Consider the following 26,717-nt stretch of genomic DNA (forward strand, 5'->3'; position numbering starts at 1 on the left):
ACTGGGGTGACCGGCCAGTCCCAGAAGCGGCAACTCGACGCGCTGATACCGAAGTTGACGGGCTGGTTCGACGACCTGATCACGCAGCCGGCGGCCGCGTCGGCCTACGACCCGTCCCGCCTGGAGCACCGATTCGACCTGGCCGCACCCGAGGGCGCCGGGGAGTCGGTGCTCGCCTCGGAGGAATACGCGGGCGGACACCAGGACTGGCACGCCTTCTCCTACGACAAGTCCGGCCTGACGCTGGGCGCCACCGGCGCGCCGGGAGAGACGATCCGCACGGTGGTGCCGGGCACCGTCCGATTCTCCGGCATGCCGCTGCCGCGGCTGTGGGCGATGGAGGACGGGCGCACCGACTTCGGTGCGGTCACTGCCGACACCACCGACCTGATCCGGCTGCTCTTCACGGAGTTCGCGCTCGTCTACAGCAGCGACTGGTTCGTGCTGCCGTGCGACCTGGACATCCAGGGAGCGGACTCCGGCGCCGCCGACACGGGTCTTTTCCTGCCGCCGAGTGTGCCGCAGGTGGCGGACGGACCTGCGATGGAAGAGGTCGTGCTGATCCGCGACGAGGCCGCCAACATGGTGTGGGGCGTCGAACGGTCGGTGCTGCTCGCCACCGGGGATCCGCTGCGCGGCGAGGAGGCGGCGGAGGAGACCCTGGCCCACCGCAGGCGCCTCGCCCCTGCCCACACGCCGCCGCCCCCGTCGGCGCCGATCGCCTACGAGGCGATGAACACGGTGCCGGAGAACTGGATCCCGTTCATCCCCGTACACGTGCCCGGCAGCAACCGGGAGATCCAGCTCCAGCGCGGCGCCATGCCCCGGGTGCTCGACGGAGCCACGACGCAGCCGGTGCCGGTCCGGCCGCGGACCTCGCTTCTGCGCGAGGGCCTGGACGCCGGTCAGCCCTACTTCGTGCATGAGGAGGAGGTGCCGCGAGCGGGCACCAGGGTCTGTGCTGCCTACAACCGCACCCGCATGCCGCACGGGCACGTCGTCGTCTGGTACGGCATCCGCCGCTCCACCGGCCGCGGGGAGGGTTCGAGCACCCTGGACTGGGACAACCTGGTCAACCGCCCCCCCCTGGCACGGCTACGTAGCGCCGACTCCCCGCTCCTTGTACGAGTCGTCGTACCAGTCGTCTCCGTCCCCCGAGAGTGACCGTCCGAGGTAGTCCTCCAGGTCCCGGGCGACCCAGCGCCGACTGTCGTTCTCGTGTTCCCATACGAAGATGTCGGCTCGCGGAGGCCTCCGTACGAAAGCGAACTGATCGCCGCCTCCGTTGTCACCGAAGAAGAGGAGCGCGTCGAAAGGCATGTACAGGTCGGCGAAGGACCTGTCGGACCAGAAGAGAAGATTCTCCTCGACGATCCGCTCCAGGGGCCAGACCGTATCCACGCCGCAATGCCCCACGATGCCGTCGGTCTCGCGCAACAGACTCACGAGCCCGGACGGCAGGGAACACCCCAGCCTTCGCTCAGCGGCGGCCACACCGGCCGAGTCGACCGGCGCACTGAACCCGGCCCCGGAAAACGCCCTGCCTGCAACCTCTCTCCACATGCGAGCAGCCTAGAGAGCCCCACCGGCAATGCTGAGACTCACCCGGGGTTCACTGCCGACGGCGAACCGAACGCTCGGAGCACATAGCCGTCGAGGAGTTCCCCGAACTCTTGTGGTGAAGCGGGCTCCGGCGCCTCGCTCACGAGGGCCTCGTCGAGACTCGCAAGGAAGTCCACGTCAGCCCAGCCGCCCCGGAACAGAACCACGAGGAGCTCAGAATCCTCAGGCCCGGCGATGCTGATGCCGACGGAGTCGGGATCCTCCACGCGCGCACGGTCCCGCTCCAGCCGCCACGGCCAAGTCGCAGCCGCGTCACGCCAGGTGAGCGGCCCGGGCAGGAGGCCGGCGGTCGTCCACTGCTGCCTACGTGCGCTGATCTGGGCGGCCGCCTCGTCGAGATCGATGCGTCGTTCCACCAGCTGATCGTCGACCACACGGCACGGCCGTGTCCACCAGCTTTCGCTCGGTGGACCGGGGGTGGAGGGGGTGTTGGCGGCAGGGTGTCGCGTGGTGGTTAATGGCGTGGGTGGGGAGTGCCTGCTGTCGTGTGTGCCGGTGCGAGGGCTGGAGTTGCCTGTGAGTGGTGAGTCGTCAGGTTCGTCAGGGGTGCCGGGGGCATCGGGATCGCTCGGTTCTCCGGGGGCGTCAGGTTCGTCTCGGCGGTTCGTCGGTCGTTGTGTGGTGGTCAGCGGGGGAGCCCAGGGAATCGGTGCCGCGACGGCCCGGCGGGTCGCGGCCGAAGGGGCCGGGGTGGTGATCGCCGACGTGGATGTCGCGGAGGGCGAGCGCACCGCGCACGCCATCCGCAAGGACGGCGGGCGTGCGGTCTTCGAGCCGTGTGACGTGGCCGACGAAGAGGCGTGGGCGCGGGCGGTGGCGGTCGCCCGCGCCCACTTCGGTCCGGTGACCGGCCTGCTCAGCAACGCCTACACAGTGCGCGGCGGCGCGGCCGATGTCATCGAACCGGAGGACTGGAACCGGCAGTTGTCGGTCATGCTGACCGGTGCCTTCCTGGGCGTACGGGCCTGTCTCGACGACCTGCGCGCCACGCGCGGCGCGGTGGTCCTGGTCTCGTCCGTGCACGCTGTCATGGGGCTGCCCGGACGTCCCGCCTACGCGGCGGCGAAGGCGGGCCTGACCGGTCTGGCGCGCCAGCTGGCGGTGGAGTACGCACCCGTCGTACGGGTCAACGCCCTGCTGCCGGGGCCCATCCTGACCCGCGCCTGGGACACGATCGGCGAGGACGACCGGGCGCGCAGCATCGAGCAGACGCCCGCGGGCCGCCTCGGACGCCCGGACGAGGTCGCGGCGAGCGCCGCGTTCCTGCTGAGCGACGAGGCGTCCTTCGTCACCGGGGCCAGTCTCGTGGTGGACGGCGGCTGGAGCGTGTACAAGACGTCCGCCTGAGACGTCCGCCTGAGCCGAACCGCCGCCGTCCTGCTGCCCGCCGTCCTGCTGCCCGCTGTTTGCTGCCCGCCGCCGTCGGCCATCTGCCGTGCCGCTCAAGGAGGTTCACCTGATGAAGATCACCCGTATCGAGACGTTCTCGGTGCCGCCCCGCTGGCTGCTGTGCCGCGTGGAGACCGACGAGGGAGTGGTCGGCTGGGGCGAGCCGGTGGTCGAAGGACGCGCGGCCACGGTCCGTGCGGCCGTCGGCGAGTTGGCCGAACTCCTCATGGGCAAAGACCCGTCGGGCATCGAGGACCACTGGCAGGTGATGACGAAGGGTTCCTTCTACCGGGGCGGCCCCGTTCTCTCCAGCGCGGTGGCCGGGCTCGACCAGGCGCTGTGGGACATCGCGGGCAAACGGCTCGGCGTGCCGGTGCACGTGCTCCTCGGCGGTCCGGTCCGCGAGCGGGTCCGCGCCTACAGCTGGGTGGGTGGTGACACCCCCGCCCACATCACCGATCAGGTGGCGTCCCAGGTCGAGGCGGGTTTCACCGCGGTCAAGATGAACGCGAGCGGCCGGATGAACCGCCTTGCCACCGTCGCGGACGTCGACGAGATCGTCGACCGTGCCACCGCGGCCCGCGAAGTCCTGGGCCCCGACCGGGACTTCGCCCTCGACTTCCACGGCCGCTTCCACGCCGCGAACGCCCGCCGCCTGCTGCCCCACCTGGCGCCGCTCGCCCCCATGTTCGTCGAGGAACCGATCCTGCCCGAGTACGACCACCTGCTGCCCGCCCTGGTCGCCTCGTCGCCCGTGCCGATCGCCACCGGCGAGCGCCTGTTCTCGCGTCAGGACGTGCTGCCCGTCCTGCAGGCCGGTGTCGCGGTCCTGCAGCCCGACCTGTCCCACGCGGGCGGCATCTCCGAGGTCCGCCGCATCGCCTCGCTCGCCGAGACCTTCGACACCCTCATCGCCCCGCACTGCCCCTTGGGCCCCGTCTCGCTGGCCGCGAGCCTGCAGATCGCGGTCAGCGTGCCCAACTTCCTGATCCAGGAACAGTCGATCGGCATCCACTACAACACCGGCGCGGACGTCCTGTCCTACCTCGCCGACACCGAGGTGTTCCGCTTCCACCAGGGCCATCTGCTACGCCCGACCGGACCGGGGCTCGGCATCGACATCGACGAGAAGGCCGTGCGCGCGGCCGACGACAGCCAGGCGGACTGGCACAACCCGGTGTGGCGGCACGAGGACGGTTCGTTCGCCGAGTGGTGAGCCGAGTGGTGAGGGGAGCGGGGCAGGAGAGGGCGGCACGTGCGAAGACCGCGCCGCGGAGGGCGAGCCGGTAGCTTGGGAGGCGTGGACCCGGTTCAGTACGAGGGCGACCGCCTGCGCGGGTGGGAGGTCGCGCGCCCGCGCCGCCCGTCGCCGTTCGACGGCGTGGAGGTGGCCGGATTCCGCGACCGGTCGGCGGCCGGACTGGACATGCGGGTCATCCCGCAGCCGCTCGTGACGGTCGTGATCGAACTGGGCGACGACGCCCTGGCCGTCGACAACACCAGCGGCAGCAGGGCGTTGAGGAGCCTCGCCGCCGGGCTCGCCCCGGGAGAAGTCCGCATCCGGGGGGAGCGTGTGGACTGCGTCGAGCTGCGCATGTCGCCGGTGAGCGCCTACTCGTTGCTGGGTGTCTCGCTCTCCGATCTGAACGGCCTCGTGATCGGCCTCGACGAGCTGTGGCGCCATGAGCCCCGGCTCCGCGAGCAGTTGACCGGGGCGAAGGAGCGGGAAGGCCGCTTCGCGCTGATGGACGAGTTCCTGGCGCGGCGCCACGCGTCGTCGCGGTCGATGGACCCGGAGGTCGTCGCCAGCTGGGAGCACATCGTCTCCCGCCGGGGCCAGGTGCGGGTCGGTGACCTGGCGGTGTCCTGCGGGTGGAGCCGCAAGCGCCTGTGGTCGAGGTTCACCGCCCAGGTCGGCCTGACACCCAAGCGCGCCGCGATGCTCGTACGCTTCGACCGCGCTGTACGAGGCCTGTCGGCGGGCCGGGGCGCCGCCGAGGTCGCGGTGGCGTGCGGGTACGTCGACCAGTCCCATCTGCATCGCGACGTACTGGCCTTCGCGGGCTGCACGCCGGGCGCGCTGGGCCCGCCGCCGGACACGGACGCGGACATGGGTACGGGCACGGACACGGCAGGCGGCAGCCACGTGTGACGACGAGCGCGACAACCGGTGGCGGGGAACATTCGTCCAAGACGTGACGCGCCGCGGCCGGTGAGGGTGGGGCCATGCAGAGCCATGACCCTGGGAGCGGTGTCGAGGCGCACGCCGTCGCGTGCGGATCGCCGCCGAACATGCCCGCCCTGGTGCTGATCCACGGATACGCCGCCCCAACGGCCTGGTGGAACCCGCTTGTTCTGCTCCTCGCCTTCACAGGGGCAGGGCGCGCTCGTTCACCACGTGTTTCATGACGAGCGTGGAGCTCAGGCGCTGCACGCCCGGCAGGGTGGCGAGCTTGTCGTCGTAGAGCCGCTGGAAGGCGGGCAGGTCCTTGCTGACGATGCGTACGAGATAGTCGGGATCCCCGAACAGGCGCTCGGCCTGCTGGATCTCGGGGATCTCGGTGAGAGCGTGCTCGAAGGCGGAGACGGTGTCGCGGTCCTCCTGGCGCATGGTGACGAAGACCAGCGCCTCGAAGCTCAGGCCCACGGCGCGCGCGTCCAGGATCGCGCGGTAGCCGCGGATGGCCCCGCTGCGTTCCAGTTCGCGCAGCCGGCGGTGGCAGGGGGAGAGGCTGAGCCGCACGCGGGCGGCCAGTTCCGTGACCGTCAGACGGCCGTCGTCCTGGAGCTCCGCAAGAATCTTCCGGTCCACATCGTCCATGGGGAAGATCCTGCCACGAAGGCCGCCTCAGCTGGCAATACTTGGAAACACCTTTGGGCGTATCAGAACTAATCTCCTACTCAGAACCTGTTTGAGAGGGAGAAGTGCGTCGTGGCAGTCAGCTCCATCACCGCCTTCTGGGCGGTCTCAGTCCTGCTCATCCTCGTGCCGGGGGCGGACTGGGCCTATGCGATCAACGCAGGGCTCCGTGACCGGTCCGTGGTGCCGGCCGTCAGCGGTCTCCTGCTCGGCTACGTCGCGCTGACCGCCGTGGTCGCCGCCGGGGTGGCGGCGGTCGTGGCACGGACGCCGTCCGTCCTCACCGCCCTGACCGTCCTCGGCGCGCTCTACCTCGTGTGGCTCGGCGCCACGACGCTGGCCAGGCCCGCCGTGGCCGGGACCGGATCGCAGGACGCGGAGAGCGGGGCGGTGGGGGCCCGGGTCCTCAAGGGGGTGGGCATCAGCGGCCTCAACCCCAAGGCGCTCCTGCTCTTCCTTGCCCTGCTGCCGCAGTTCACCGCCCCGCACGCCAGCTGGCCACTGGCAGCCCAGATCGGCACGCTCGGCCTGGTCCACACGCTCAGTTGCGCCGCGATCTATCTGTGCGTGGGCGTACTGGCCCGCACCATCCTGCGGGCACGCCCCACAGCCGCGCGCATGGTCACCCGTGTGTCGGGCGCCGCCATGATCGTGATCGGCGTACTGCTGCTCGCGGAACGCCTCGCAGCCTGACGCGGGACCGGCGCAAGCCCTGAGGCGGCCCGCCGCGCGCCCTCAGGCGGGACCGGCGCAAGCCCTGAGGTGGCCCGCCGCGCGCTCAGGCGGGTACGTCACGCGGGCTTCGGCTCGCCGCTCCACTCGTGCGCGAGCAGTGACCAGATCTCCATGTCATGGCGGACCCCCTTGTACAGGGACTGCTCGCGCAAGGTGCCGTCCAGATGCATGCCCATCCGCTGGGCGACGGCACGGCTGCGGGCGTTCCCTGCGCTGTTCCACCACTCGACGCGGTGCATGCCGCGCTCGCCGAACGCGTACGCGATCAAGTGCCGGACCGAGGCGCTGATCAAGCCGTGGCCCTCGCCCGCCGGTTCGGCCCAGACACCGATCTCGCAGGTGCCGGACTCCGCGTTGAACTGCACGAACATCACGCCGCCGAGCAGGATGCCGTCCCGCCAGATCCCGTAGATCCGTCCGGAGTCGGCGGCCTGCTTGTCCGCGTAGCTCTGGAGGGTGGCGCGGGCGGACTCCAGATCGGTGGAGCGGGAGGCCCAGGGGATCCAGGGGTCGGTGTGGGACCGGGCCCGGTCGATGTGGGCCAGGAACTCGGCGTCCTGCCAGGGCTCCAGCGTGCGGAGCTCGGCATTCTCGGTCAGCGGTATGGCGTACATGGCTGGTCCTATGCGGTTGTCCGGCTGGGCGGGAGCGGTGTCGGGCGCTGCGCACCAGGTACGTAACGAACGTTGGGTATGTACTCTAACGGTTATGACGCCCCCGGCCCGTACAGATCATGACGCCCGCAGGACCGAGGTCTCCCAGGCGGTGTGGCGCGTCCTGGCCGCCCACGGCTTCGGCGGACTGACCCTGCGTGCGGTCGCCGCGGAGATGGGGGCCACCACCGGCCTGCTGACGCACTACTTCCCCAGCAAGCGCGCACTGCTGCAGCACGCCCTGGAGGTACTGGACCGGCGCTCGGCCGACCGCCCGCGCCCGGCGGCGGAGCGGGCCGGTGAGGCATCGGGGCTCGTGATGCTGCGGGCGACGCTGCTCGACATCCTCCCGCTGGACGCGGAGAGCGCGGCGAGCAACCGGATCTGGGTGGCCTCCTGGGACGTGGCGCTCGCCGACCCGGAGCTGGCGCGGGAGCACGCCGAGCGCTACCGCCGAGCGCGCGAGCGAAAGGCCCGGCACATCGCCGAGGCCCAGGAGCTGGGCGAACTCCCGCTCGGCCCACGGCCCGATGACACCGCTGCGGCGGCCCAGAGCTTCGTCCTCGGTCTTGTCGTCCAGGCGCTGTTCGCGCCTCAGGAGTTCCCCGCCGAGCGGCAGATCGCGCTGGTCGACGAGTACCTTGCGCGGATGGGCGGCGGGGGCACAGGTGCCTCCGAGCAGTCGGCCGACGTGTCCGGATGATCAGTGTGCATCCGGGGTGGGTCAATCTCCCGTGGCCCGCGGCTGCTGGAGCTTCTGGAGCCGGTCGTGGTGCGGCAACTCCCGTCCCCGTCAGGCGCGTTGGAGCGACCACTGCCGCGTGACCCCTCCGAGCTGGTCCAGGATCGTACGCACTCCGTCGCGTGCGCGCGCCTAGAGCCAGTCGTGCTCACGCGCGTAACGCGCCGCGTCGTGCCGGGTACGTGTCTGGGTCTTCTGCATGGCGTTCGAGAGGTAGTTGCGTACGGTGCCCTGCGCGAGGCGGAGACGGATGGCGATCTCGGCGACCGAGTAGCCGTCACCGGTCACCCGCAGGACGTCGATCTCCCGGTCGGTGAGGGGGCAGTCGTCCACGACGGCGAGCGCGGAGACGTCCGGGTCGATCCAACGCCTGCCCTCGTGCAGCGTGTTGATGACCTCCGTGATGTGCGCGGGTTCCGCCGATTTGCTGACGAAGCCCTGGACGCCGAGTTTCAGTGCCTTGCGGAGCACCCCGGGCCTGGCGTGGCGGGTCAGCATCAGGATCACCTGGTCCGGCTGAACGCGGCGGATCTCCGCGACGGCGCCGAGGCCGTCCAGACCGGGCATCTCCAGGTCGATGACGAGTACGTCGGGCCGGTGCCGCAAGGTGGCCTCGACGGCCGAGGCGCCGTCCTGCGCTTCGGCGAGCACGGTGATCTCGCCTTCGAGCGTCAGCAATGCCGCAAGGGCCTTACGGAGCAGGGCCTCGTCGTCGGCGAGCACCACGCTGGTCATCGGTCGCCCTCCCGCGCGGCGGAGGGCCGCGTCGCCGAGGGACGTGAGGGACGTGAGGAGAGCGAGGGACCTGAGGCAAGCGAGGGAAAGTCCGCGGCCGTGAGGAAGCGCCCGTCCTTCTGCTCCACCGTCAGCTCGCCTCCGTCGGCGCCCACCCGCTCCCTGAGGGCGGCCAGTCCGCCGAGGGCGGGAAGGGGAGTCTCCGGAGCGCCGTCGTTGGTGATCGTGATGCCCGATTCCGAGAGAGTGATGCGCACCCGCGTGGCTTGCGCGTGGCGCAGGATGTTGGTCGTCGTCTCGCGGAGGACCTGGCCGAGCAGACCGTTGATTCTCTCGTCGACGTCGACGTCGACGTTGACGTCGGCCTCGCGGTTGACGCGCACGCGGATGTCCGCGGCCTCGAAGAGGTTCTTCGCGTTCTCCAGCTCCACGGACAGGTTGAGCCGCCGCTGTGCGTAGGCGAGCTCCTTGGTCCGGGTGATGGTGTCGCTGACCAGGGCGTGCACTTCCCGCAGTTCCTCCTCCACGCGCCCGACGTCGCTGCGCAGCAGCTTCTCGGCCAGCGTGATCTTCAGTTTGACCACGTGCAGGGTGTGGCCCTGGATGTCGTGCAGATCGCTGGCGAAGCGCATGCGCTCCCGGACGACCGCCAGCTCCGCCTCACGTTCCCGCGACTGCTCGATGACCTTGTAGAAGCGCTGGTTGACGAACATGAGGCCGGTCGCCGCGAGGGTGATGCCCGTGGGCAGGAGGACGTACACGATCAGGGTGCCGACGACGTCGTCCGGTGATTCGAGCAGCCTCGCCGCGCCCACCGCGGCGATGAAGGCGCCAAGGCCCAGGGTCGCCGCGGCGTGGTGGCGCGGCAACTGGGAGATGAAGTACGGCCCCACGATCGTGATGCCGTAGCACGCCGTGCGACTGTCGGTCACGAGCACGCCGACCAGCCATACGGCGGCGGCGATGACCAGGCAGGGGAGCACGACGCGGGAGGTGTCGCCGGCCGTCCACCGCTCGACGATCACCAGGCCCGCCACCACGCCGAGGGCCAGGACGGCGGCCTCCCACAAGCTCTGGGCATCGATGGCCACCAGCACCGCTCCCACGACGGCGAGCGGCGGGATGAACATGGTGAGGTTGACGTTGCGCAGCCGTCCCTGCGTCGTCCGGGCGTGCTCGGCCGTGGGCTCCATGGGTGGGTCTCCGGGTCTCCGGGATCGAACTGCAGAGCTGAGAACTGCAGAGCTGAGAACTGCAGAGCTGAGAGCTGAGAGCTGCAGAACTGCAGAGTCTGCCCGCAGTATTCTTCCGGCTCCGAGGGTGTCACCAGTGACACCGCGTCATGCCTTCACCCCGAGCCCGAGGAATGTCATGGCGCAGTGGTGACACCACGCCCCTGCCGGACGGGCGTGACGACGGCTGAGATCGATGCATGACCTCGACATCCGCCTCGACACCCGTCATCGACGTTGAACGCCTCAACCTCAGCTACGGCGACTTCCATGCCGTGAAAGACCTGTCCTTCCAGGTGGCGAAGGGGGAGCTCTACGCCCTGCTCGGCACGAACGGCGCCGGCAAGACCTCGACCCTGGAGACCATCGAAGGCCACCGTGCGGCCACGTCGGGCACCGTGCGGGTCTTCGGGCAGAGCCCGCGGGACCGGCGCGCCGTGCGGCCCAGGATGGGCATCATGCTGCAGGAGAGCGGATTCTCACCGGACCTGACCGTGAAGGAATCGGTCGGCCTGATGGGAAGCCTCTCCCGGCGCAGGGACCGGGTCGAACGCGTGCTCAGCATCGTCGACCTCACGCACAAGGCCGGAACCCAGGTCTCCCAGCTGTCCGGCGGTGAGAAGCGACGCCTGGACTTCGCCACCGCCGTGTACGGCAGCCCTGAGCTGATCTTCCTGGACGAGCCGACCACCGGCCTGGACATCCGGTCCCGGGACGCTCTGTGGGACGCCGTGGAGAAACTGCGCGAGGACGGATCCACCATCGTGCTCACCACGCACTACCTGGAAGAGGCACAGCAGCGCGCCGATCGCATCGGGCTGATGCACCAGGGCGCCTTCCACCAGGAAGGGACGGTCGCCGAGCTGACGCGGACCCTGCCGGCCGCCATCCGCTTCTTCCTGCCTGCCACCGCGCCCGCGCTACCGCTGCGGGCGCACCACGAGAGTGACGGGAAGGTCGTCGTCGAGACCTTCGGCCTGCAGAAGGACCTCCACATCCTGCTCGGCTGGGCGCACGCCAACGCGGTGGAGCTGCGGGAGCTCGAAGCCGGGCCGACTCGGCTGGACGACGTCTTCCGTGCCATCGGCAGCGCATAGCCCGCTCCCACTCCCGGAACTTCCCAGAAGAGGACCTTCACCATGCTCTCCATCGCTCGGAGCGAGCTCACCCAGATCTTCCGGAACCGGCTGATCCTGCTCAACAGCTTCATCATTCCCGTGGCGGCCTGCGCGTTCTTCGTCCACCAGCACGAAACCTTCGCGGACCTGCGCAGCCTCGGATACATCGCGGCGGTGGTGATGTTCACCGTGGCGGCCTTCGGGCTCTACGCCACCACGGTGACCACGCTCGCCTCGCGCCGCCAGACCCTCTTCCTCAAGCGGCTGCGCTCGACCCCGGCGGGCGACGCCGGCATTCTCTCCGGGCTGATGCTCCCGGTCACCGTTCTCGCGCTGGTCCAGGTGACCGTGATCCTCGCGGTGCTGGCCGTCGTCGCCGGTGAGCCGGACAGCATCCTCCTCCTGGCGGCGGCGGTCCTCTCGACGCTGATCATGATGCTCGCCCTGGGCCTTGCCACGGCGGGCCTGACGAACTCCCCCGAGCACGCCCAGGTGACGACGCTGCCCGTCAGCCTCGGCGCCATCGCTGTCGCCAACTGGGTGGCCATCACCGGCACGGAGGAGCTCACGCTGCTCAAGCGACTGCTCCCCGGCGGCTCGGCCACCGAACTGGTCCTCAACGCCTGGAACGGCGGCGTTCCCGTGGCGGAGTCCTTGCCGCTGCTGCTGCCCACACTGGGCTGGGTCGCCGTGTCGGTCGCACTGGCCTCCCGGCTCTTCCGCTGGGAACCGCGGCGGTGACTCCGGGGCAGGGCCGCGGACGAACTCAGTGGCTACGGCAGGATGAGTCCCCATGACGGATGGGAGAGACGAACTTGCGGAGCTGTTGCGGCGCGCGGGGTTGGACGTCGTGGGGGAGAGCCGGGTCGAGAACGTACTGCGGCCGTCGGCCGCGTGGCGGGGGATCGGCTCCAGCGAAGCCCGGCCGGTCGTCGCCGTGCGGGCAGACCGCTCCGACCTGAGCGCCGAGGTCGACGCGCAGTGGCACCGGCTCGCCGTCGACCTCGGGATCCTGGGCGAGGACGGTGTGTTCCTGATCGATGTCGCCGGGGGCTGGACGGGCTGTACGCCCCGGCGCTGGACGCGGGTGCGGCTCGCCGTGGACTGGAGCCTCGCCTCGGTGGCGGGTGAGCGCGCGGGGCGGCCGGAGTTCGTCACGCTCTCGACGGGCGGGGACGCGCTGCTCGGCGTGACCGCCGATGAATCCGCCGTCCGGATCATCGCCGTGGAGGGGGTCCGCGAGCGGCAGGAGGCGGCTGCCGAGGCGCAGGCCCGGGAGACCTCGCAGGAGCGGGCGGCTGCCTGGGCCTCGCTGTTCGAGGGGGCGGCCCCTTCGGCGGCGCTGCGCGAGGCGTGGGCGCATGGGCTGACGCTCAACCCGGCCACCCCCGATGACCTGCGGGGCGATCTGCTGGGGCTCTCGCACCACCTGCTGTGGAGTCGGCTTCCGGCCGCGGTCGTGGAGGCGGCCATCGCCCATCCGGAATGGAAAGTGCGGCAGTTGCTGGCCGAGGCCCAGCCCCTCACGGCCGAGCAGTGGACCCGCCTCGTGATCGGCGAGCAGAACGTCCGGCGCCGGTGGGGCCTCACCATGATCGCGGCGGACCGGCGCGCCGAGCTGAGCGACACCGCGTACGAGCAGTTGGCCGCCGACCCGTACGCCCCCATCCGCGAAGAGGCCGCTCGTCTTCCTGGACTGCCCGCACGGATCCTGGTCGCCCTGGCCGACGACCCCGAGCCGGGCGTACGCGCTGCGGCCTGCCGCGCCGCGTGGACGCATCTCGACGACCTTGCGCGGCACGGACTCCTGGCCGACCCCGACAGCAAGGTCCGCGCCACGGCGCTGCTGCGGCACCATCAAGATCACCCACTGTCCCGGACGGTCTGCGATGCCGAGGGACTCACGGATCGCGCGGTGGAGACCTGCAGCCTGGAGCGGGACCTCGCCGAACACCTGGTCCGCCACGGTGATGCGGCCCAGCGCCGCTCCCTCGCACGCAATCCGCGTCTGGACCCGGACCTTGTCGCCCTTCTCGCCCAGGACCCCGAGGAAGGCGTTCGCGGGGAGGTGGCCCAGCGTCCCGACCTCACCGAGGAGCAGCGGGCAGCCATCCCCATCACCTTCGATCCGGGCGTCCACCACCACGCACTCGACTGGGTCGTGGAGCTGCACGACGACCCCGATGCCCTGCGCCGCCTGGCCGCTTCGGCTCACCCCCTGGTACGCAGAAGCGTCGCCCGCGCCCGCCACCTCCCACCGGATGTCGTCGAACTCCTCGCCCAGGACGAGGACCGAGTCGTACGCCTCTTCCTGGCCGAGTCCTGCGACGACGCACCCGCCGCCATGCTCCTGGAGGTATGGCAATGGTGGACCGGCAGTCTCAGCGCCCCCGATCGCCCCCGCGGACACCCGAACTTCCCCCGCGGCGACCTCCTGCGCTACGCCGACGACGCGAACCCCCGCATGAGTCAACTGGCCCTGGACGACCCGGAGTCGACACCGGACCTGGTGGAGAGACTGAGCCGCGACCCCAGCGAGGAAGTGCGCCACCGAGCGGCAGCCGACCCACGGCTGACAACCGCGTCGGCGATACGGCTGCTCGACGATCCGCATGACTGCGTGCGCCAGGCCGCCGCCCGGCACCCGCAGTTGCCCGCACGCGTGCTGGTCCGGCTCCTGGGGGACAGGGACACCGCACGAGACGCGGCCCGGCACCCGGCCCTGCCTGCCGGCGTCCTGCGGCAGCTGGCCGAACGGCTCCAGGGCTGAGTGAGATGCGTCAGCGGCCCGATGTCCGCGACCGGTGTGCCGCGACGCCGGTGAGGTTCGGCTCGATCTCTGGGTGCAGGACCAGTGCGTCGTCGTAGTCGCCGCGGTGTTCGTGGCGGTAGGGGAGTGGTTCGGTGACCGGCAGTGTGCGGAGGCGCTCGCGGAGTTCGGCTGCGCGGGTGCGGTAGGCGGCGGGAGTGAGGCGGTCGGCGCCGTAGACGACGTAGGGCGGCAAGGCGTCCATCCCCGTGTACCAGAACGTGCCGTGCAGCAGCGGGAACAGCACCTCGTCCAGCTGGCCGTGGATCCCGCGTGGCCCGAAGCCCGACTCCCGCGCTCCGACGGTGGTGACGACCATGGCGCGCTTCCCTGCCAGGCCGCCGTCGCCGTATCGCAGGGTGCGTCCGGAGGGGTCCTGGAGCCCGAAGGCGAAGCCCTGTACGAGGACCCGGTCGAACCATCCCTTGAGGATGGCGGGCGGTCCGAACCACCACAGCGGGAACTGGAACACCAGCGCATCGGCCCAGGCGATCTTCTCCTGCTCGGCGGTGATGTCGTCGGTCAGCTTGGCCGCGCTGTACGCGTGCTCCTGTTCGGCGCCGACCAGGAGCCGGTCGACCGTCTCGCGGTGGAAGTCGCCGGAGTCCACCACGGGCTTCCAGTCCATGGCGTAGAGATCGGACTCGCGGACCTCGTGCCCGAGGTCGCGCAGCTCCCGGATCCCGTCGTCACGCAAGGAGCCGTTGAGGGATTGCGGTTCGGGGTGTGCGAATACCCAAAGAATCTTCATGCCTTCGATCCTCCGCCGCGGCCGGGCGGGGGACGAGTGGCCAGATGGCCAGGGAGTGCAAGGATCTGGCCACGGTGATGCGGGGGCGGTTCTGGGCGTTTCCTGCTGGGCTCATCGAGTGGCGTCTCACCCTCAAGGTGAGGGTGAGGGTGAGGGTTGGTGTGGGCCTTCCTTCGGTTATCCGGTGACCCGTAGCCGGTAGCCGGTAGTCGGTGGTCTCCTTAGGTGGCGGCGCCGTACTTGCGTCGGAACAGCGTCGCGGTCGCGGTCGTCAGTCGGTCGCGCGCGTGCTCTCCCGCACCACGAGCTCGTAGCCCGCTGTGAGCCGCGTGTGCGGGGCCATCGCTCCGGCGTCGATCCTGCGCAGCAGTGCGTCCACGGCCAGTTCCGCGATGCCCCGCTTGTCGGGGGCGACGGTGGTCAGGCTCGGCACGCTGTAGCGGGACTCCTCCACGTCGTCGAACCCGGCCACGGCCACATCGTGCGGGACGCGCAGGCCGTGCTCGTGCGCCACCCGCAGTGCACCGGAGGCCAGCAGGTCGTTGAAGCAGAAGACGGCGTCCGGCGGGTCGTCGAGGGCCAGGAGCGCCCGCATCGCGTTCGCGCCCTCGGTGCGCGTGAACGCCTTCGTGTCCGGGGCCAGTCGGGGGTCATGCGGGACGCCCGCGGCGTGCAGCGCGGTCAGGTAGCCGTGCATGCGCTGGACCGTCGTCGCGTGGGCGGGCCCCGATGGCTGTCCGATGACGGCGATGCGGCGCCGGCCGAGGGACAGGAGGTGGTCGGTGGCCTCGCGCGCCGCCGCCGAGTTGTTGATCAGGACGTGGTCGGCGGGGATCTCGTACGACCGCTCGCCCAGGAGCACGAGCGGTACGCGGCGTTCGCGGGCGGCGAGTGCCTGCTCGTCGAGGCGCAGCGGGCTGAGCAGCACGCCGTCAATGAGCGGGTCGCTGAGCCCGCAGGCGATGCGGAGTTCCTCGTCCGCGCTGCCGCCGGTGTCCTCGATGAGCACGGTGCAGCCGCGCTTCTTCGCGGCGGCGATGACCTGCGCGGCCAGCTCGGCGAAGTACGGTGCGACGAGTTCGGGGACGGCGAGCGCGATGATCCCGCTGCGTCCGGTGCGCAAGTGACGTGCCGACGCGTTGGGTTGGTAGTCGAGGTCCGCGATCGCGCGCAGGACGCGTTCGCGTGTCCGGTCGGCGACTCGGGTCTCGCCGCGGACGACGTTGGACACCGTCTTGATCGATACCCCGGCGCGCTCCGCGACGTCCTTCAGGCGTGTGCCTGCCACGGTTTTCTCCCTCCCCCTGACCTCCGCCGACAGCAGCAGCGTACGTCATGGTCCAACGTTGTAACTGGTGAGGAGGGGGCAGGGTCCTTCGAGTGCGTGAACAGGTAATGCAGGCCTAGGTGTTGACGCCGTATTGCCAGCTGAGTACAACGTTGTAAACGCAGCAGGCAGCCACGCAGTGCGGTTGTCGTCGCCGAGCATTCCAACGTTGCACTCCGCCGTGGAAGGACGCATGCCCATGCGGGACCGCATACCGACCCCGTCGCCGCCCGCCCCGTCCCGCCGCCGTGTGCTGCGCGGAGGGATCGCGCTCGGCGCGGCCGGCGCCGCCGCGCTCACCGCGTCAGGCTGCGGCAGCACGCTCGCGCAGGGGTTCACCGGCGGCGCGCCCTCGCCGTCGCGGCTCAACTTCTGGAACCCGTTCACCGGCGGCGACGGCGAGCGGATGCTGGCGATGCAGGACGCCTACCGGGCCGCCCATCGCTCGACGGAACTGAAATCGGCGACGTTCCTGTGGGGCAACCCGTACTACACGAAGCTGACCCTCTCCACGCTCGGCGACCGGCCGCCGCAGGTGGCGGTGGTCCATCTGTCGAAGCTGCCCACGCTCGCCGAGGCCGGGCTGCTGACCGAGCTGCACACCGAGGAGCTGGCCCGGCACGGTCTGACCGAGGACAAGTTCGACGCACGGCCGTGGCGGAAGTCCCAGTTCGGCGGGGCGCCGCACGCCGTGCCGCTCGACACGCACCCCTTCGTGCTCTTCTTCCGCACGGACATCGCGCAGAAGGCCGGACTGCTCGACGGGCGGGGCCAGCTGGTGGACGTGGACGGACCCGACGCGTTCATCGACGCGCTGCGTGCGGCGAAGGAGGTGACCGGAGCCTGGGGCGGTTCGATCGCCTCGGTGAAGGAGGCCTCGATGCAGTTCCGGCTCTTCTGGTCGCTGTACCGGCAGGTCGGAGGCGGGGATCTCGTCGCCGACCGGGGCAAGCGGGTGGTCATCGACACGGCTGCCGCCGCCGAGGCGCTCGCGTACATCCGCCGCCTCAGCCAGGAGAAGGTGGTCCCCGCCAACACCGACGGGAAGGGCGCCATCACGCTGCTGACCACCGGCAAGGCCGGATTCCTGATGGACGGCGTCTGGCAGGCCCTCGCGGTCCAGTCGGCGAAGGTGAAGTTCGACATGAGGCCTCTGCCGCGCATCTTCAAGGACGCGCCCTACGCCTGCGCCGCCGACTCGCACGCCCTGGTGCTGCCGAAGGCGCCCACCGAGACGGCCCAACGCCTCGGCCTCTCCCTGGGGTTCGTCGCCTCGATGCTGCACTCCAGCAAGTTGTGGGCGGAGGGCGGCCACGTGCCGGCCTGGCTGCCGACGCAGCGATCGCGCGCGTACAAGGAACTGGTGCCGCAGTCGCACTACGCCACGGCCGCCGACGGAGCGGTCTACGACCCGGCAGCCTGGTACGGCGGCGCGGGCAGCACCATGCAGAACGTGGTGGGCGATGCGGTGACATCCGTGTTCACCGGCGAAACCAGCCCCACGGCCGGCGCCGCACGCCTGCGCCGCGATCTGCGCACCCTGGCGTCGCGCCCCGCTCCCGTGTGAGCGGCACCACCCGCGAGCGCCGCCCAACCCCCCTTGTTCCACCCGCCCTTGGATCCCGTACGCCTTGACCGAAAGGCCGAACCGTGGCCACGACGACCGCCCCCTCCCCGACGTCCAGCAGAGGCGACCGCTGGGCAGGACCGGGGATGCTCCTGCCCTTCGCCCTCTTCTACCTGGTGTTCCTGGTGGGGCCGCTGATCTACACCGTGGTCGCCGGGTTCTTCGAGACGAGCCTTCTCAAGAGCGGCCTCGGTGACTTCGCGGGCCTCTCGAACTACACGGCGGTGCTCGGCGACGCGGAGTTCTGGCGGACCCTGCGCAACACGCTGTGGTTCACGGTTCTGACGACGGTGCCGCTTGTGCTGCTCAGTCTGGTCCTGGCCCTGCTCGCCGACCGGTTCGTGCGCGGCCGCTGGTTCTTCCGGTTCGCGTTCTTCGCGCCGTTCGTGCTGCCGTCCGCCGTCGTCTCGCTGCTCTTCATGTTCATCTACGCCGATCAACTGGGCCTGGCCCAGGAGGCGGTGAAGTGGTTCGGCGTCGACACCCCACCCTCCTGGCTCGGCGACCCGGACTGGGCGATGATCTCCATCGCGGCGGCCACGGTGTGGTGGACCATCGGCTTCAACTTCGTGCTCTACCTGGCCGGTCTGCAGGACGTGCCGCGCGAGGTGCACGAGGCGGCCGCCATCGACGGGGCCGGACCCTGGCAGCGCATCCGTCACGTGGTCGTGCCGATGCTGGGCCGTACGACGACGCTGGTGACGGTGTTGCAGGTCATCGCATCGCTGAAGGTCTTCGACCAGATCTACATGATGACCAGCGGCGGCCCCGACGGCAGCACCCGCCCCTCGCTGCAGCTCATCTACGACACCGGGTTCGTCGAGGGCCGCGTGGGTTACGCCTCGACCGTGTCACTGCTGCTGTTCCTGGTGATCCTGCTCGTCTCCCTCGTCTGGTTCGCCCTCGTACGCCGTGCCGAGAAGGAGAACTGACCATGACCGCGATCGCCACGCGCCCCGAGACCGGACAGCGCGGCACCAGCGCCCCTCCGGCCCGCCCCCGCGACTCGGAGCGCCTGTTCAACCGGGTGGCGCTCGGCACGCTCATCGCCCTCGCGCTGCTGTGGCTCGTCCCCCTGGCGTGGGCGCTCGCCACGTCGATCCGGCCCGCCCAGGAAGTCGTCACCAACCCGACGGGATGGTTCACCGCGCATCCGACCCTGGACGCGTACGGGGAGATATTCGACGCGGGCAAGCTGCCCTACTGGTACGCCAACAGCTTCATCACCTCGATCCTCACCACCGTCCTCACGGTGATCATGGCCTCCCTCGCCGCGTTCGCCCTGTCGCAGACGCGCTTCCGGATGCGCCGGGCGGCGTTCGTGATGCTGCTCGCCGGGATCATGATCCCGGGACAGGTCCTGATGATCCCGCAGTTCCTCGCCCTCCAGTCAGCCGGGCTCCTGAACACCTACTGGGGCGTCGTGCTGCCCCAAGTCCCCAATGTCGTTGCGGTGTTCGTCTTCAAGCAGTTCTTCGACGGGATCCCGCGGGAGCTGATCGACGCGGCGCGCGCGGACGGCGCGGGCTGGCTGCGCACCTACTGGCAGATCGTGATGCCGATCTCCCGTCCGGCCGTGTCCGCCGTCACGATCTTCGTGTTCGTCGGCGTCTGGAACAACTTCCTGTGGCCGCTGCTCGTGGTGACCGACCCGGAGATGATGACGCTGCCCGTCGGACTCACCTCCGTCCAGGACGTGTTCGGCGTGCCCTACGCCCAGCTCATGGCGTCCGCCGTGCTCGGCGCGATCCCGCTGCTCGCCGTCTTCGCGCTGTTCCAGCGCCGCATCGTCGAGGGCATCGCAGGCACCGGCCTCAAATAGCCCACCCCTTGTCCCGGTCAGCACTCCGCACCACAGAGAGACACCACAGAGAGAGGCACCCGAACATGCCGCACACCGCACGGTTCGTCATCGACCCCGAGTTCAGCGTCGGCGACGTCGACCCGCGCCTGTACGGAACCTTCGTCGAGCACATGGGGCGCTGCGTCTACACCGGCATCCACGACCCCGGGCACCCCACCGCCGACGCCGACGGATTCCGCGGCGACGTCGCCGAGCTGGTACGCGAACTGGGCACCGGCCTCGTGCGCTACCCCGGGGGCAACTTCGTCTCCGGCTACCACTGGGAGGACGGCGTCGGCCCCGTCGCCGACCGTCCGCGGCGGCTCGACCTGGCGTGGCGCTCCATCGAGACCAATCGGGTCGGCACCAACGAATTCCTCGGCTGGGCACGCCAGTTGGGCCTCGACCCGATGATGGCAGTGAACCTCGGCACGCGTGGCATCGACGCCGCCCGAGCCCTGGTCGAGTACTGCAACCACCCGGGCGGCACCGCCTGGTCGGACCTGCGCATCAAGCACGGCGTGACCGATCCGCACGGCGTGAAGCTGTGGTGCCTGGGCAACGAGATGGACGGACCGTGGCAGACGGGCCACAAGACGGCCACCGAGTACGGTCGGCTCGCGGCCGAGGCCGGAAAGGCGATGCGCCAGGTCGACCCGTCGATCGAGCTGGTCGCCTGCGGCAGCTCCAACTCACGGATGCCCACGTTCGGCACCTGGGAGCGGGAGGTCCTGGAGCAGACCTACGACGAGGTCGACTACCTCTCCCTGCACGCCTACTACGAGGAGTTCGACGGCGACCGCGCCAGCTTCCTCGCATCGGGCGCGCACATGGACCAGTACATCCGCGACGTGGTGTCGACCGCCGACCACGTCCGTGCGGTGCGGGGCGCCAAGAAGCACATCAAGCTCTCCTTCGACGAGTGGAACGTCTGGTACGCCGCCCGCTTCCCCGGCGAGCGCAATCTGGAGACCGCCGAGACGCCCCGGCTCATCGAGGACACGTACAGCGTGACCGACGCCGCCGTGGTCGGCTCGCTGCTCATCACGCTGCTGCGCAACGCCGACCGGGTGGCCATCGCCTGCCTCGCCCAGCTGGTGAACGTCATCGCGCCCATCCGCACCGAGCCGGGCGGCGCCAGCTGGCGCCAGACCATCTTCCACCCGTTCGCCCAGGCGGCCCGTTTCGCGACCGGCCGCGTGCTGCGCACGGACGCCACCGGACCCCGCATCGACACGCCTCAGTACGGGGACGTGTCCACCCTCGACACCGTGGTGACGCACGATGAGGAGAGCGGCGCGCTCACCGTCCTCGCCGTCAACCGCGACCAGGAGCAGCCGCTGCGCCTCGAAGCCGCGCTGCGCGGAGCGGCCACGGGTTACCGCGTCGTGGAGCACCTGGTCCTCGCCGACCAGGACCCGGACGCGGTCAACACCGAGGCGGAACCGGACCGGGTGGTGCCGCGCCGCGCGTCCGGCACACACATCACCGCCGAGGGCGCGCTGGCGGCCGAGCTGCCGCCGGTCTCCTGGAACGTCATCCGGCTCGCGCCCCAAGTCGCCTGAGGACACCGGGTGTTCAGGCCATTCCTTACGTACGTCCCCCCATCCATCGCAGAGTCAGGAGAGGCCCATGTCAGCGCACGACCCCGCACGACCACGTCTCCTCCGCCCCACTGTCCTGTTCCCCCTGCTGCTCGCCCTCCTGGCGGCACTGTTCGTCACGCAGTCCGGGTCGTCGGCCGACGCCGCGACCGGCACCCTGCTTCGGGACGGCACCGGGCTCTACCCGCGCGCCGTCAGGCTCGCCCACAGCGGTGACGCCAACGGCCGGATCCTGGCCTCGGTGGTCACGTTCTCCGGGAACGACGGGCTCGGCGCCATCCACGAGAGCACGGACGGGGGTACGTCGTTCCGTGAAGTCGGCACGGTGCGGGACCCCGAGGCCGCGGGCGGGCAGGGGCTGTGCTGCTCGACGCTGTACGAACTCCCGCGGCGCATCGGCGACATGCCCGCGGGGACGCTGCTGTGGGCGGCATCGGTCGGGCAGGACGAGCCGAACCGGCGCATGGCCCTGCGGGTCTTCAAGAGCACGGACGTGGGCCGCAGTTGGAGCCATCTGTCCACGATCGCCACGGCGTCGAACGACAGGGGGCTGTGGGAGCCGGAGTTCTCCGTCGACGCGTCGGGGCAACTCGTGGCGCACTACTCCGACGAGACCGATGCCGCGCACAGCCAGAAGCTGGTGGCCGCCCGCACCGCGGACGGGGTGACCTGGACGGGCCACCACGACACCGTCGCCAGCACGCTCGCATCGGACCGGCCCGGCATGGCGGTGGTGCGCAAGATGGGCGACGGGACCTATTTCATGTCGTTCGAGATCTGCGCGGCCGCGGGCCAGTTCCAGTGCGTCGTGCACTACCGGACCTCGTCCGACGGCTGGAACTGGGGCGCCGTCACCTCCCTTGGCATCCGCCCGGAGACCGCCGACGGCAAGTACTTCAAGCACGCGCCGAACCTGGCGTGGGCGCCCGAGGCGGGCAACCCGAAGGGCAGGCTCTTCCTCGTCGGGCAGGTCATGTACAACCGCGACGGCAGCAAGGCGGCCGGCAGCGGGCGCACCGTCTGGGTCAACAGCGCCGGTGGCGCGGGCAGTTGGCGCGAGATCCCCGCCCCGGTCGCCGTCGAGTCGACGACCGTGGACTACTGCCCCAACTACAGCTCCAGCCTGCTGCCGTCGGCCGACGGCAACAGGCTCCTCGAAATCGCCACGGACTGGTCCGGCTCGGTCTGCAAGCCGTACTTCGCCACCGGTTCGGTCCCTGCCGCCTGAGCGTGGAGGTGCCCCGCGTGCGCACGGCGGTCAGATCGCACGTGCGCACGTGGGGCACCGGCAGGGGGGCAGAAACACCGGGCGGGGGTGGCTCAGGGCGCGAGCGCGGTGCCGCCGAAGGTCACGACGAGGCGTCCGTCCGTGGCGAAGGACCACTTCAAGGCCCCGGAGTACGAGGAGCAGCGGGACCCGTTCGAGCCGGACCAGAACTGGTTCGAGCTGTCGGAGTTGCCGACGATCCTGTCGTTCGTGCCGCTGCCGCCGCGGCACGAGGTGTTGTTCCGGAACACCGAAGTGCCGCCGTCGAAGGAGAAGTTGCGCTCGTCGTTGTCGATGCTGACGTTGTCCGACACCGACATCTTCCCGAGGTTCCTGTTGTAGGTGAATCCGTGCTTGCCGTTGTTGTAGGCGATGTTGCGCCGGATCACGTGGTTGACCCCGATGTCCTCGCCGCCGAGCTTGTAGCCGTTGCGGTCACCGTTGCCGGCCTGGGAGCCGTCGCTGAGGGTGCCGTTGTCGTGGGCGAGTGAGTCCTCGATGGTCACCGCGCCGATGGGGCCGGTGTCCGACTTCGTGTACAGGTCCCATCCGTCGTCGATGTTGTTGTGGGCGACGGCGTAGCGGAAGACGTTCCCGGGCCCGGAGGTGAGCTTCGCGGCGAAGCCGTCGGCGTCCTCACCGTCCGAGTCGGCGTTGTCGTGCGACTCCGCGCTCAGGATGAGGTTGTTGGACGGCCACTGGCTGCTGGGGGTGCTGGAGAGCGTCCGTGAGAGCTGCAGGCCGGTGTCGCGGTTGTAGCGCGTCACCGTGCGCTCGAAGATGTTGTTGCTGCCACCGACGAAGATGCCGTTGTCACCGGCACGCTCGACGACGATGCCCTTGACGTGCCAGTACGACCCGTTCACGGCGAGCCCGCGGTTCGACGTGCCCTCGCTCTGGGCGGAGAAGTTCAGGACGGGCTTCTCGCCCGGGTAGGCGGCCAGTTCGGTGCGGTCGCTCGCGGTGCCGTTGTTGCCCTGCGGGATGGTGACCGTCTGCGAGTGGCGGTAGGTCCCGCCGCGCAGGTAGATCGTTCCGCCGGGAGTGATGCGGGTGATCGCGGAGGTGAGTGTCGTGGGATCCGACTCCGTCCCGGCGGCACTGTCGCTTCCGGTCGGTGCCACGTACAGCGCGGAGGCGTTCACGGTGGACTGCGCGTGGGTGCCCGTCGGCGCGGCCTGCGCCGTATGGCCGGACAGTGCGACGAGCGTGCCGGCGAGTAAGCCGAAGCAGGCGGTGATGGGTCTGGTTCGCATCGATGGTCTCCAGGGTGAGTGGCTCGTCGGACGGCGCGGGCATGGGCGGTCGATCACGGATGGTTCGGCAGGGTGAATGAGCGAAGTGGCCAGGCCTTGCACCTGCCGCTGGAAAGCGCTTTCCTGGAAGCTATTGCCATGCCATGAGCGCGTCAATGGTCATGTACATGATTCTTATTCAGGTACGGAGACGAGGACGCGTGCCCGGGACAGCGGTCGCGAGGTCCACCTGCGGCGGTCGGAAGGCCGCGGGGCCGTCCGGTGTGCAGCCACACGGGGGAGCCCGCAGCGAGCCTTCGCCGCTCTGACCTCGGCAGCCGCTACCGAGAGATCATGACCTACGACCCTCTCGACGAGATGTTCCGGCGGATCGACCTGACGCAGGCCATGGAAGAGCGGTTCGGCACCTGCCGGGACTGGCCGCTGCACCTGCGTGCCGCCCACGCCCAGCTCGAGCAACTGCGCAGACTGCTCGGTGACACCGACTACGAGACGTTCGTGGAAGGTGCCGTCGAAGCCATCCGGCGGCGCGCGGAAGGGCAGGACTCCAGGGACCTCCACGGCCAGCACCTGGGCCGGGAACTGCACAAGCAGGATCAGTCCCTCGGTGAGGACGCCGCTCAGGTCGCGTGGGCGACCGCCTGCGGGCTCGCCGTCCTTCTCGACGACGGCCAGTACGAGAGGGTCTTCACCGCCGCGGCAGCGGCGTGCCGGACCGGCGCCGTCACGCTCGCCTGACCGGACGACCACCGCGGTGTCCGCCCCCGCGGTGGTCGCACCACACCCGGCTCCGCCCTCCGGATCAGGACAGCACGCGGTAGGTCACATGCGTGACGAGTTCCGCTCCCCGCGAGGCCACCTGCTCCAGTTTCAGCGGCGGGACGCCCTCGAAGAGCCGCGTGCCGGCGCCGAGCGTGAGCGGCACGACGTGCAGCCGCAGCTCGTCGATCAGGTCGGCGGCGAGGTACTGGTTGATGGTGGTCGCGCCGCCCAGGACCAGGACGTCGCCGTCACCGGCTGCCGCGCGTGCCTGTGCCAGAGCCGACTCGATGCCGTCGGTGACGAAGTGGTACGTGGTGCCGCCGTCCATCGGCTGCGGCTCGCGCGCGTGGTGGGTGAGCACGAAGACCGGGGCGTGGAACGGCGGATCGCCGCCCCACCAGCCGTTCCACTGCCGGTCCCACTCGCCGCGCACCGGGCCGAACATGTTGCGCCCCATGATGAATGCCCCGGCGGCGGCCATCTGGTCGACCTCGGCCCGGTTCTCGTCGGGAGTGTCGAACATCCAGGCGTGCAGCCCGGCGCCCGTGCCGTCGCCGCCGTCGTCGCCGAACGGCCGTTTCTCGGTCTGGTTGAGCCCGGCCGAGTACCCGTCGGCCGAGATCGTGATGTCGCAGATCACCTTGCCCATACGTTTGGTCACGGCTCGCTCTCTCCTCTTCGGGGCGACGCCCATCGCCTGCGCGGTGAGCTTCCCCTCCAGCATCGGCCCCAGCGCCGAGCAGTGGGTGCCGCACAAGAGGACGGCGTTCTTCAGGTACCGCCCCTGATCCCCGACTTGGCGCAACAATGGATCCATGACCAAGCCTGCACCCGCGCCGAACGCAGAGCAGCTCCAGGCTTGCGCCCAGGCGCTCAGACGGGCGATGGTGCCCGCCGTGCGGCGGATGGCCGACCAGGCCCAGGCCCTGCACACCGCGATGATGCCGATGGCCGACCGGCGCGAGCACGACCCGGCTCCGCTCATGGGCCGGCCCCCCGAGCCCGGCTCCTGTCACTGCGCGTGCGGCACCCACCCCGAATTCCCCGGAACGTGCCGTGGTTACGCCGAACCGGGCCACACCATCGTCGCCAACTCGCCCACCACCGGCACGCGGCGCGTGCCGTTGTGCCGCAACTGCCACGACATCCACATGGGTCTGGCCCCGCAACGCGCCTCCGACCTGGAAGCAGTCACCGACACCTGCACCTGCCATTGCCGGGCCAACCACCCCGGCCGGCCCGGCATCTGCGAGGCCGCATCCGAGGACGGGGTGACGATCGACGGCGAGCCTGCCTGCCTCGAGTGCGCGGACGCGGGCCGCGACCGGTCGGAGGGCGAAGGCCCATAGCCGGTTCGGCCCCCGCGCCCCCTCAGGCCTTCGGCTGAGTGAAGCGGATGCTGTTGCCGAAGGGGTCACGGAGGCCGCAATCGGTGCCGTACGGGCGGTCGGTGGGCTCCTCGGTGAACTCGACGCCCCGGCCCAGCAGCGTCTCGTACGTCTTGCGGCAGTCGTCCGTGCTGAAGATGAGGGAGCCGCCCATCGCGCCCTTGGTCACCAGCTCACGGACCTGCTGGGCCGTCTCGTCGGACAGCGCCGGAGGGCCCGGCTTCTCCAGCAGGATCTGGCGCTCCGGGTGGCCGGGGATGCTGACGGTCAGCCAGCGCATGAAGCCCAGGTCGACGTCGGCGCTGACCTTCAGGCCCAGCTTGCCGACGTAGAACTCGATGGCCTCGTCCTGGTCGAGTACGTAGATCTGCGAGTGCGTGATGGCGTTGAACATGTCCGTCACGCTACTGGGCACGCCGGACGGAAACTTGTCCAAAGCTGCTCAGTGGGCGGTCGGTTCTCGGGCGCGTCCATGCCATCGTGAAGCACGTCGGTACGTCCGTGGCCGTCGCTTCCTTGCGGTACTGCCGTGGCGACCGGTCGACGATGTCGCGGAAGGTGCGGCTGAACGTTCCCGGGCTGCCGAAGCCGACCTGGAAGCAGATGTCCGTCACACTGCGGTCGGTGTCCCGCAGCAGGGACATCGCCCGCTCGATGCGGCGGCGCTGCAGATAGCGGTGCGGCGTCTCGCCGAACGTGGCGCGGAAGGTACGCGTGAAGTGCGCCTGCGACACATGGGCGATCCGGGCCAGGGCGGGGACGTCCAGCGGCTGCGCGTAGGACCGGTCCATCGCGTCCCGGGCCCGGAGCATACGGCGGTTGGTCTCCTCGGCGGCGCGGCTCACGGTGCCCCAGCAAACCAGCTTTCCCCCGGCTGATCCAGAGGTGCCCAGCAGGAGAAGAGGCGCCCGGCAGGGGAGGAGGCACCCGGCAGAGGTGGAGGGAGGGAGCACTCCTGGCGAGTGCTCCCTCCCTCCACCGTTCCTCCGCCGTCAG

General features: G+C 70.2%; 28 protein-coding genes. 16 read left to right on the forward strand and 12 right to left on the reverse strand.

The features are described from left to right. The first annotated feature begins 6 nt into the window (after positions 1–6). Positions 7–1,164, forward strand: a complete 1,158-nt coding sequence (locus AC07AG_RS02730; protein WP_478751112.1) for a hypothetical protein — start codon at positions 7–9, stop codon at positions 1,162–1,164. On the opposite strand, the gene AC07AG_RS02735 is transcribed toward AC07AG_RS02730, so the two are convergent. Together AC07AG_RS02735 and AC07AG_RS02740 are read right to left on the reverse strand one after the other, a co-directional pair. Further along, a complete protein-coding gene (locus tag AC07AG_RS02735; protein ID WP_478751114.1) occupies positions 1,096–1,563 on the reverse strand; it encodes an SMI1/KNR4 family protein in 468 nt (155 codons plus the stop codon). The two genes, AC07AG_RS02730 and AC07AG_RS02735, sit on opposite strands and share 69 nt — an antisense overlap. Before the next feature lie 38 nt (positions 1,564–1,601). Then, a complete protein-coding gene (locus AC07AG_RS02740; protein WP_478751115.1) occupies positions 1,602–1,979 on the reverse strand; it encodes a hypothetical protein in 378 nt (125 codons plus the stop codon). A gap of 262 nt (positions 1,980–2,241) precedes the next feature. On the opposite strand from AC07AG_RS02740, the gene AC07AG_RS02745 reads away from it, so the two are divergent. From AC07AG_RS02745 to AC07AG_RS02755, 3 genes are all read left to right on the forward strand, one after another. Beyond that, positions 2,242–2,970, forward strand: a complete 729-nt coding sequence (locus AC07AG_RS02745; protein ID WP_478751116.1) for an SDR family NAD(P)-dependent oxidoreductase — start codon at positions 2,242–2,244, stop codon at positions 2,968–2,970. A gap of 112 nt (positions 2,971–3,082) precedes the next feature. Continuing rightward, on the forward strand, positions 3,083–4,228 hold the full coding sequence (gene dgoD, locus AC07AG_RS02750; protein WP_478751118.1) for a galactonate dehydratase: 1,146 nt from the start codon (positions 3,083–3,085) through the stop codon (positions 4,226–4,228). Between the two features lie 84 nt (positions 4,229–4,312). Continuing rightward, on the forward strand, positions 4,313–5,164 hold the full coding sequence (locus AC07AG_RS02755) for a helix-turn-helix domain-containing protein (RefSeq protein ID WP_478751120.1): 852 nt from the start codon (positions 4,313–4,315) through the stop codon (positions 5,162–5,164). 216 nt (positions 5,165–5,380) lie between these two features. On the opposite strand, the gene AC07AG_RS02760 is transcribed toward AC07AG_RS02755, so the two are convergent. After that, positions 5,381–5,833, reverse strand: a complete 453-nt coding sequence (locus AC07AG_RS02760) for an Lrp/AsnC family transcriptional regulator (RefSeq protein WP_478751122.1) — start codon at positions 5,831–5,833, stop codon at positions 5,381–5,383. Positions 5,834–5,944: 111 nt separating this feature from the next. Between AC07AG_RS02760 and AC07AG_RS02765 the strand changes: the two genes are divergently transcribed. Next, positions 5,945–6,565, forward strand: coding sequence for a LysE family translocator (locus tag AC07AG_RS02765; RefSeq protein WP_478751123.1), 621 nt, complete (start codon positions 5,945–5,947; stop codon positions 6,563–6,565). 98 nt (positions 6,566–6,663) lie between these two features. Here AC07AG_RS02765 and AC07AG_RS02770 read toward each other — a convergent pair whose 3' ends face one another. Continuing rightward, on the reverse strand, positions 6,664–7,221 hold the full coding sequence (locus tag AC07AG_RS02770) for a GNAT family N-acetyltransferase (RefSeq protein WP_478751125.1): 558 nt from the start codon (positions 7,219–7,221) through the stop codon (positions 6,664–6,666). 94 nt (positions 7,222–7,315) lie between these two features. Between AC07AG_RS02770 and AC07AG_RS02775 the strand changes: the two genes are divergently transcribed. Continuing rightward, positions 7,316–7,963 carry a TetR/AcrR family transcriptional regulator gene (locus tag AC07AG_RS02775; protein ID WP_478751127.1) on the forward strand — a complete coding sequence of 216 codons (648 nt, stop codon included), beginning with the start codon at positions 7,316–7,318 and terminating at the stop codon, positions 7,961–7,963. A gap of 171 nt (positions 7,964–8,134) precedes the next feature. Here AC07AG_RS02775 and AC07AG_RS02780 read toward each other — a convergent pair whose 3' ends face one another. Beyond that, positions 8,135–8,737 (reverse strand): response regulator transcription factor, encoded by a 603-nt coding sequence (locus AC07AG_RS02780; RefSeq protein WP_478751129.1) that lies wholly within the window; start codon positions 8,735–8,737, stop codon positions 8,135–8,137. Continuing rightward, positions 8,734–9,930, reverse strand: a complete 1,197-nt coding sequence (locus tag AC07AG_RS02785) for a sensor histidine kinase (RefSeq protein ID WP_478751131.1) — start codon at positions 9,928–9,930, stop codon at positions 8,734–8,736. The genes AC07AG_RS02780 and AC07AG_RS02785 overlap by 4 nt, the downstream gene beginning before the upstream one ends. A gap of 239 nt (positions 9,931–10,169) precedes the next feature. Here AC07AG_RS02785 and AC07AG_RS02790 point away from each other — a divergent pair, with 239 nt between their 5' ends. Genes AC07AG_RS02790 through AC07AG_RS02800 form a run of 3 tightly spaced genes read left to right on the forward strand, consistent with a single transcriptional unit; the run spans position 10,170 to position 13,857 of the window. Beyond that, complete coding sequence (locus tag AC07AG_RS02790; protein ID WP_478751133.1) at positions 10,170–11,066, forward strand: ABC transporter ATP-binding protein; 897 nt, start codon at positions 10,170–10,172, stop codon at positions 11,064–11,066. Positions 11,067–11,108: 42 nt separating this feature from the next. Next, positions 11,109–11,828, forward strand: coding sequence for an ABC transporter permease (locus tag AC07AG_RS02795; protein WP_478751135.1), 720 nt, complete (start codon positions 11,109–11,111; stop codon positions 11,826–11,828). 52 nt (positions 11,829–11,880) lie between these two features. Next, on the forward strand, positions 11,881–13,857 hold the full coding sequence (locus AC07AG_RS02800) for a PE-PGRS family protein (RefSeq protein WP_478751137.1): 1,977 nt from the start codon (positions 11,881–11,883) through the stop codon (positions 13,855–13,857). Positions 13,858–13,867: 10 nt separating this feature from the next. Here AC07AG_RS02800 and AC07AG_RS02805 read toward each other — a convergent pair whose 3' ends face one another. Together AC07AG_RS02805 and AC07AG_RS02810 are read right to left on the reverse strand one after the other, a co-directional pair. Beyond that, on the reverse strand, positions 13,868–14,647 hold the full coding sequence (locus AC07AG_RS02805; protein WP_478751139.1) for an NAD(P)H-dependent oxidoreductase: 780 nt from the start codon (positions 14,645–14,647) through the stop codon (positions 13,868–13,870). 271 nt (positions 14,648–14,918) lie between these two features. Further along, positions 14,919–15,935 carry a LacI family DNA-binding transcriptional regulator gene (locus tag AC07AG_RS02810; protein ID WP_478751141.1) on the reverse strand — a complete coding sequence of 339 codons (1,017 nt, stop codon included), beginning with the start codon at positions 15,933–15,935 and terminating at the stop codon, positions 14,919–14,921. Between the two features lie 238 nt (positions 15,936–16,173). On the opposite strand from AC07AG_RS02810, the gene AC07AG_RS02815 reads away from it, so the two are divergent. From AC07AG_RS02815 to AC07AG_RS02835, 5 genes are all read left to right on the forward strand, one after another. Beyond that, on the forward strand, positions 16,174–17,541 hold the full coding sequence (locus tag AC07AG_RS02815) for an extracellular solute-binding protein (RefSeq protein WP_478751142.1): 1,368 nt from the start codon (positions 16,174–16,176) through the stop codon (positions 17,539–17,541). A gap of 83 nt (positions 17,542–17,624) precedes the next feature. Further along, on the forward strand, positions 17,625–18,533 hold the full coding sequence (locus AC07AG_RS02820; RefSeq protein ID WP_478751144.1) for a carbohydrate ABC transporter permease: 909 nt from the start codon (positions 17,625–17,627) through the stop codon (positions 18,531–18,533). Between the two features lie 2 nt (positions 18,534–18,535). Next, positions 18,536–19,423 (forward strand): carbohydrate ABC transporter permease, encoded by an 888-nt coding sequence (locus tag AC07AG_RS02825; RefSeq protein ID WP_478751146.1) that lies wholly within the window; start codon positions 18,536–18,538, stop codon positions 19,421–19,423. Positions 19,424–19,488: 65 nt separating this feature from the next. Beyond that, a complete protein-coding gene (arfA, locus tag AC07AG_RS02830) occupies positions 19,489–21,009 on the forward strand; it encodes an arabinosylfuranosidase ArfA (protein ID WP_478751147.1) in 1,521 nt (506 codons plus the stop codon). Between the two features lie 67 nt (positions 21,010–21,076). Next, complete coding sequence (locus AC07AG_RS02835) at positions 21,077–22,276, forward strand: sialidase family protein (RefSeq protein WP_478751149.1); 1,200 nt, start codon at positions 21,077–21,079, stop codon at positions 22,274–22,276. Positions 22,277–22,368: 92 nt separating this feature from the next. On the opposite strand, the gene AC07AG_RS02840 is transcribed toward AC07AG_RS02835, so the two are convergent. Then, entirely contained in the window at positions 22,369–23,571 is a 1,203-nt protein-coding gene (locus AC07AG_RS02840; RefSeq protein ID WP_478751151.1) for a right-handed parallel beta-helix repeat-containing protein, read from the reverse strand. A gap of 333 nt (positions 23,572–23,904) precedes the next feature. On the opposite strand from AC07AG_RS02840, the gene AC07AG_RS02845 reads away from it, so the two are divergent. Further along, a complete protein-coding gene (locus tag AC07AG_RS02845) occupies positions 23,905–24,309 on the forward strand; it encodes a hypothetical protein (RefSeq protein WP_478751153.1) in 405 nt (134 codons plus the stop codon). Between the two features lie 64 nt (positions 24,310–24,373). On the opposite strand, the gene AC07AG_RS02850 is transcribed toward AC07AG_RS02845, so the two are convergent. Next, positions 24,374–24,982, reverse strand: a complete 609-nt coding sequence (locus AC07AG_RS02850) for a dihydrofolate reductase family protein (RefSeq protein WP_478752193.1) — start codon at positions 24,980–24,982, stop codon at positions 24,374–24,376. A 166-nt stretch (positions 24,983–25,148) separates the two neighbouring features. On the opposite strand from AC07AG_RS02850, the gene AC07AG_RS02855 reads away from it, so the two are divergent. Beyond that, on the forward strand, positions 25,149–25,682 hold the full coding sequence (locus tag AC07AG_RS02855; RefSeq protein WP_478751155.1) for a hypothetical protein: 534 nt from the start codon (positions 25,149–25,151) through the stop codon (positions 25,680–25,682). 22 nt (positions 25,683–25,704) lie between these two features. On the opposite strand, the gene AC07AG_RS02860 is transcribed toward AC07AG_RS02855, so the two are convergent. Next, positions 25,705–26,115: a VOC family protein gene (locus AC07AG_RS02860; protein ID WP_478751157.1), complete on the reverse strand. Its 411-nt coding sequence runs from the start codon at positions 26,113–26,115 to the stop codon at positions 25,705–25,707. Positions 26,116–26,125: 10 nt separating this feature from the next. Then, positions 26,126–26,566, reverse strand: coding sequence for a helix-turn-helix domain-containing protein (locus AC07AG_RS02865; RefSeq protein WP_478751159.1), 441 nt, complete (start codon positions 26,564–26,566; stop codon positions 26,126–26,128). Positions 26,567–26,717 lie beyond the last annotated feature (151 nt).

Source organism: Streptomyces sp. NPDC044044 (assembly GCF_056434405.1).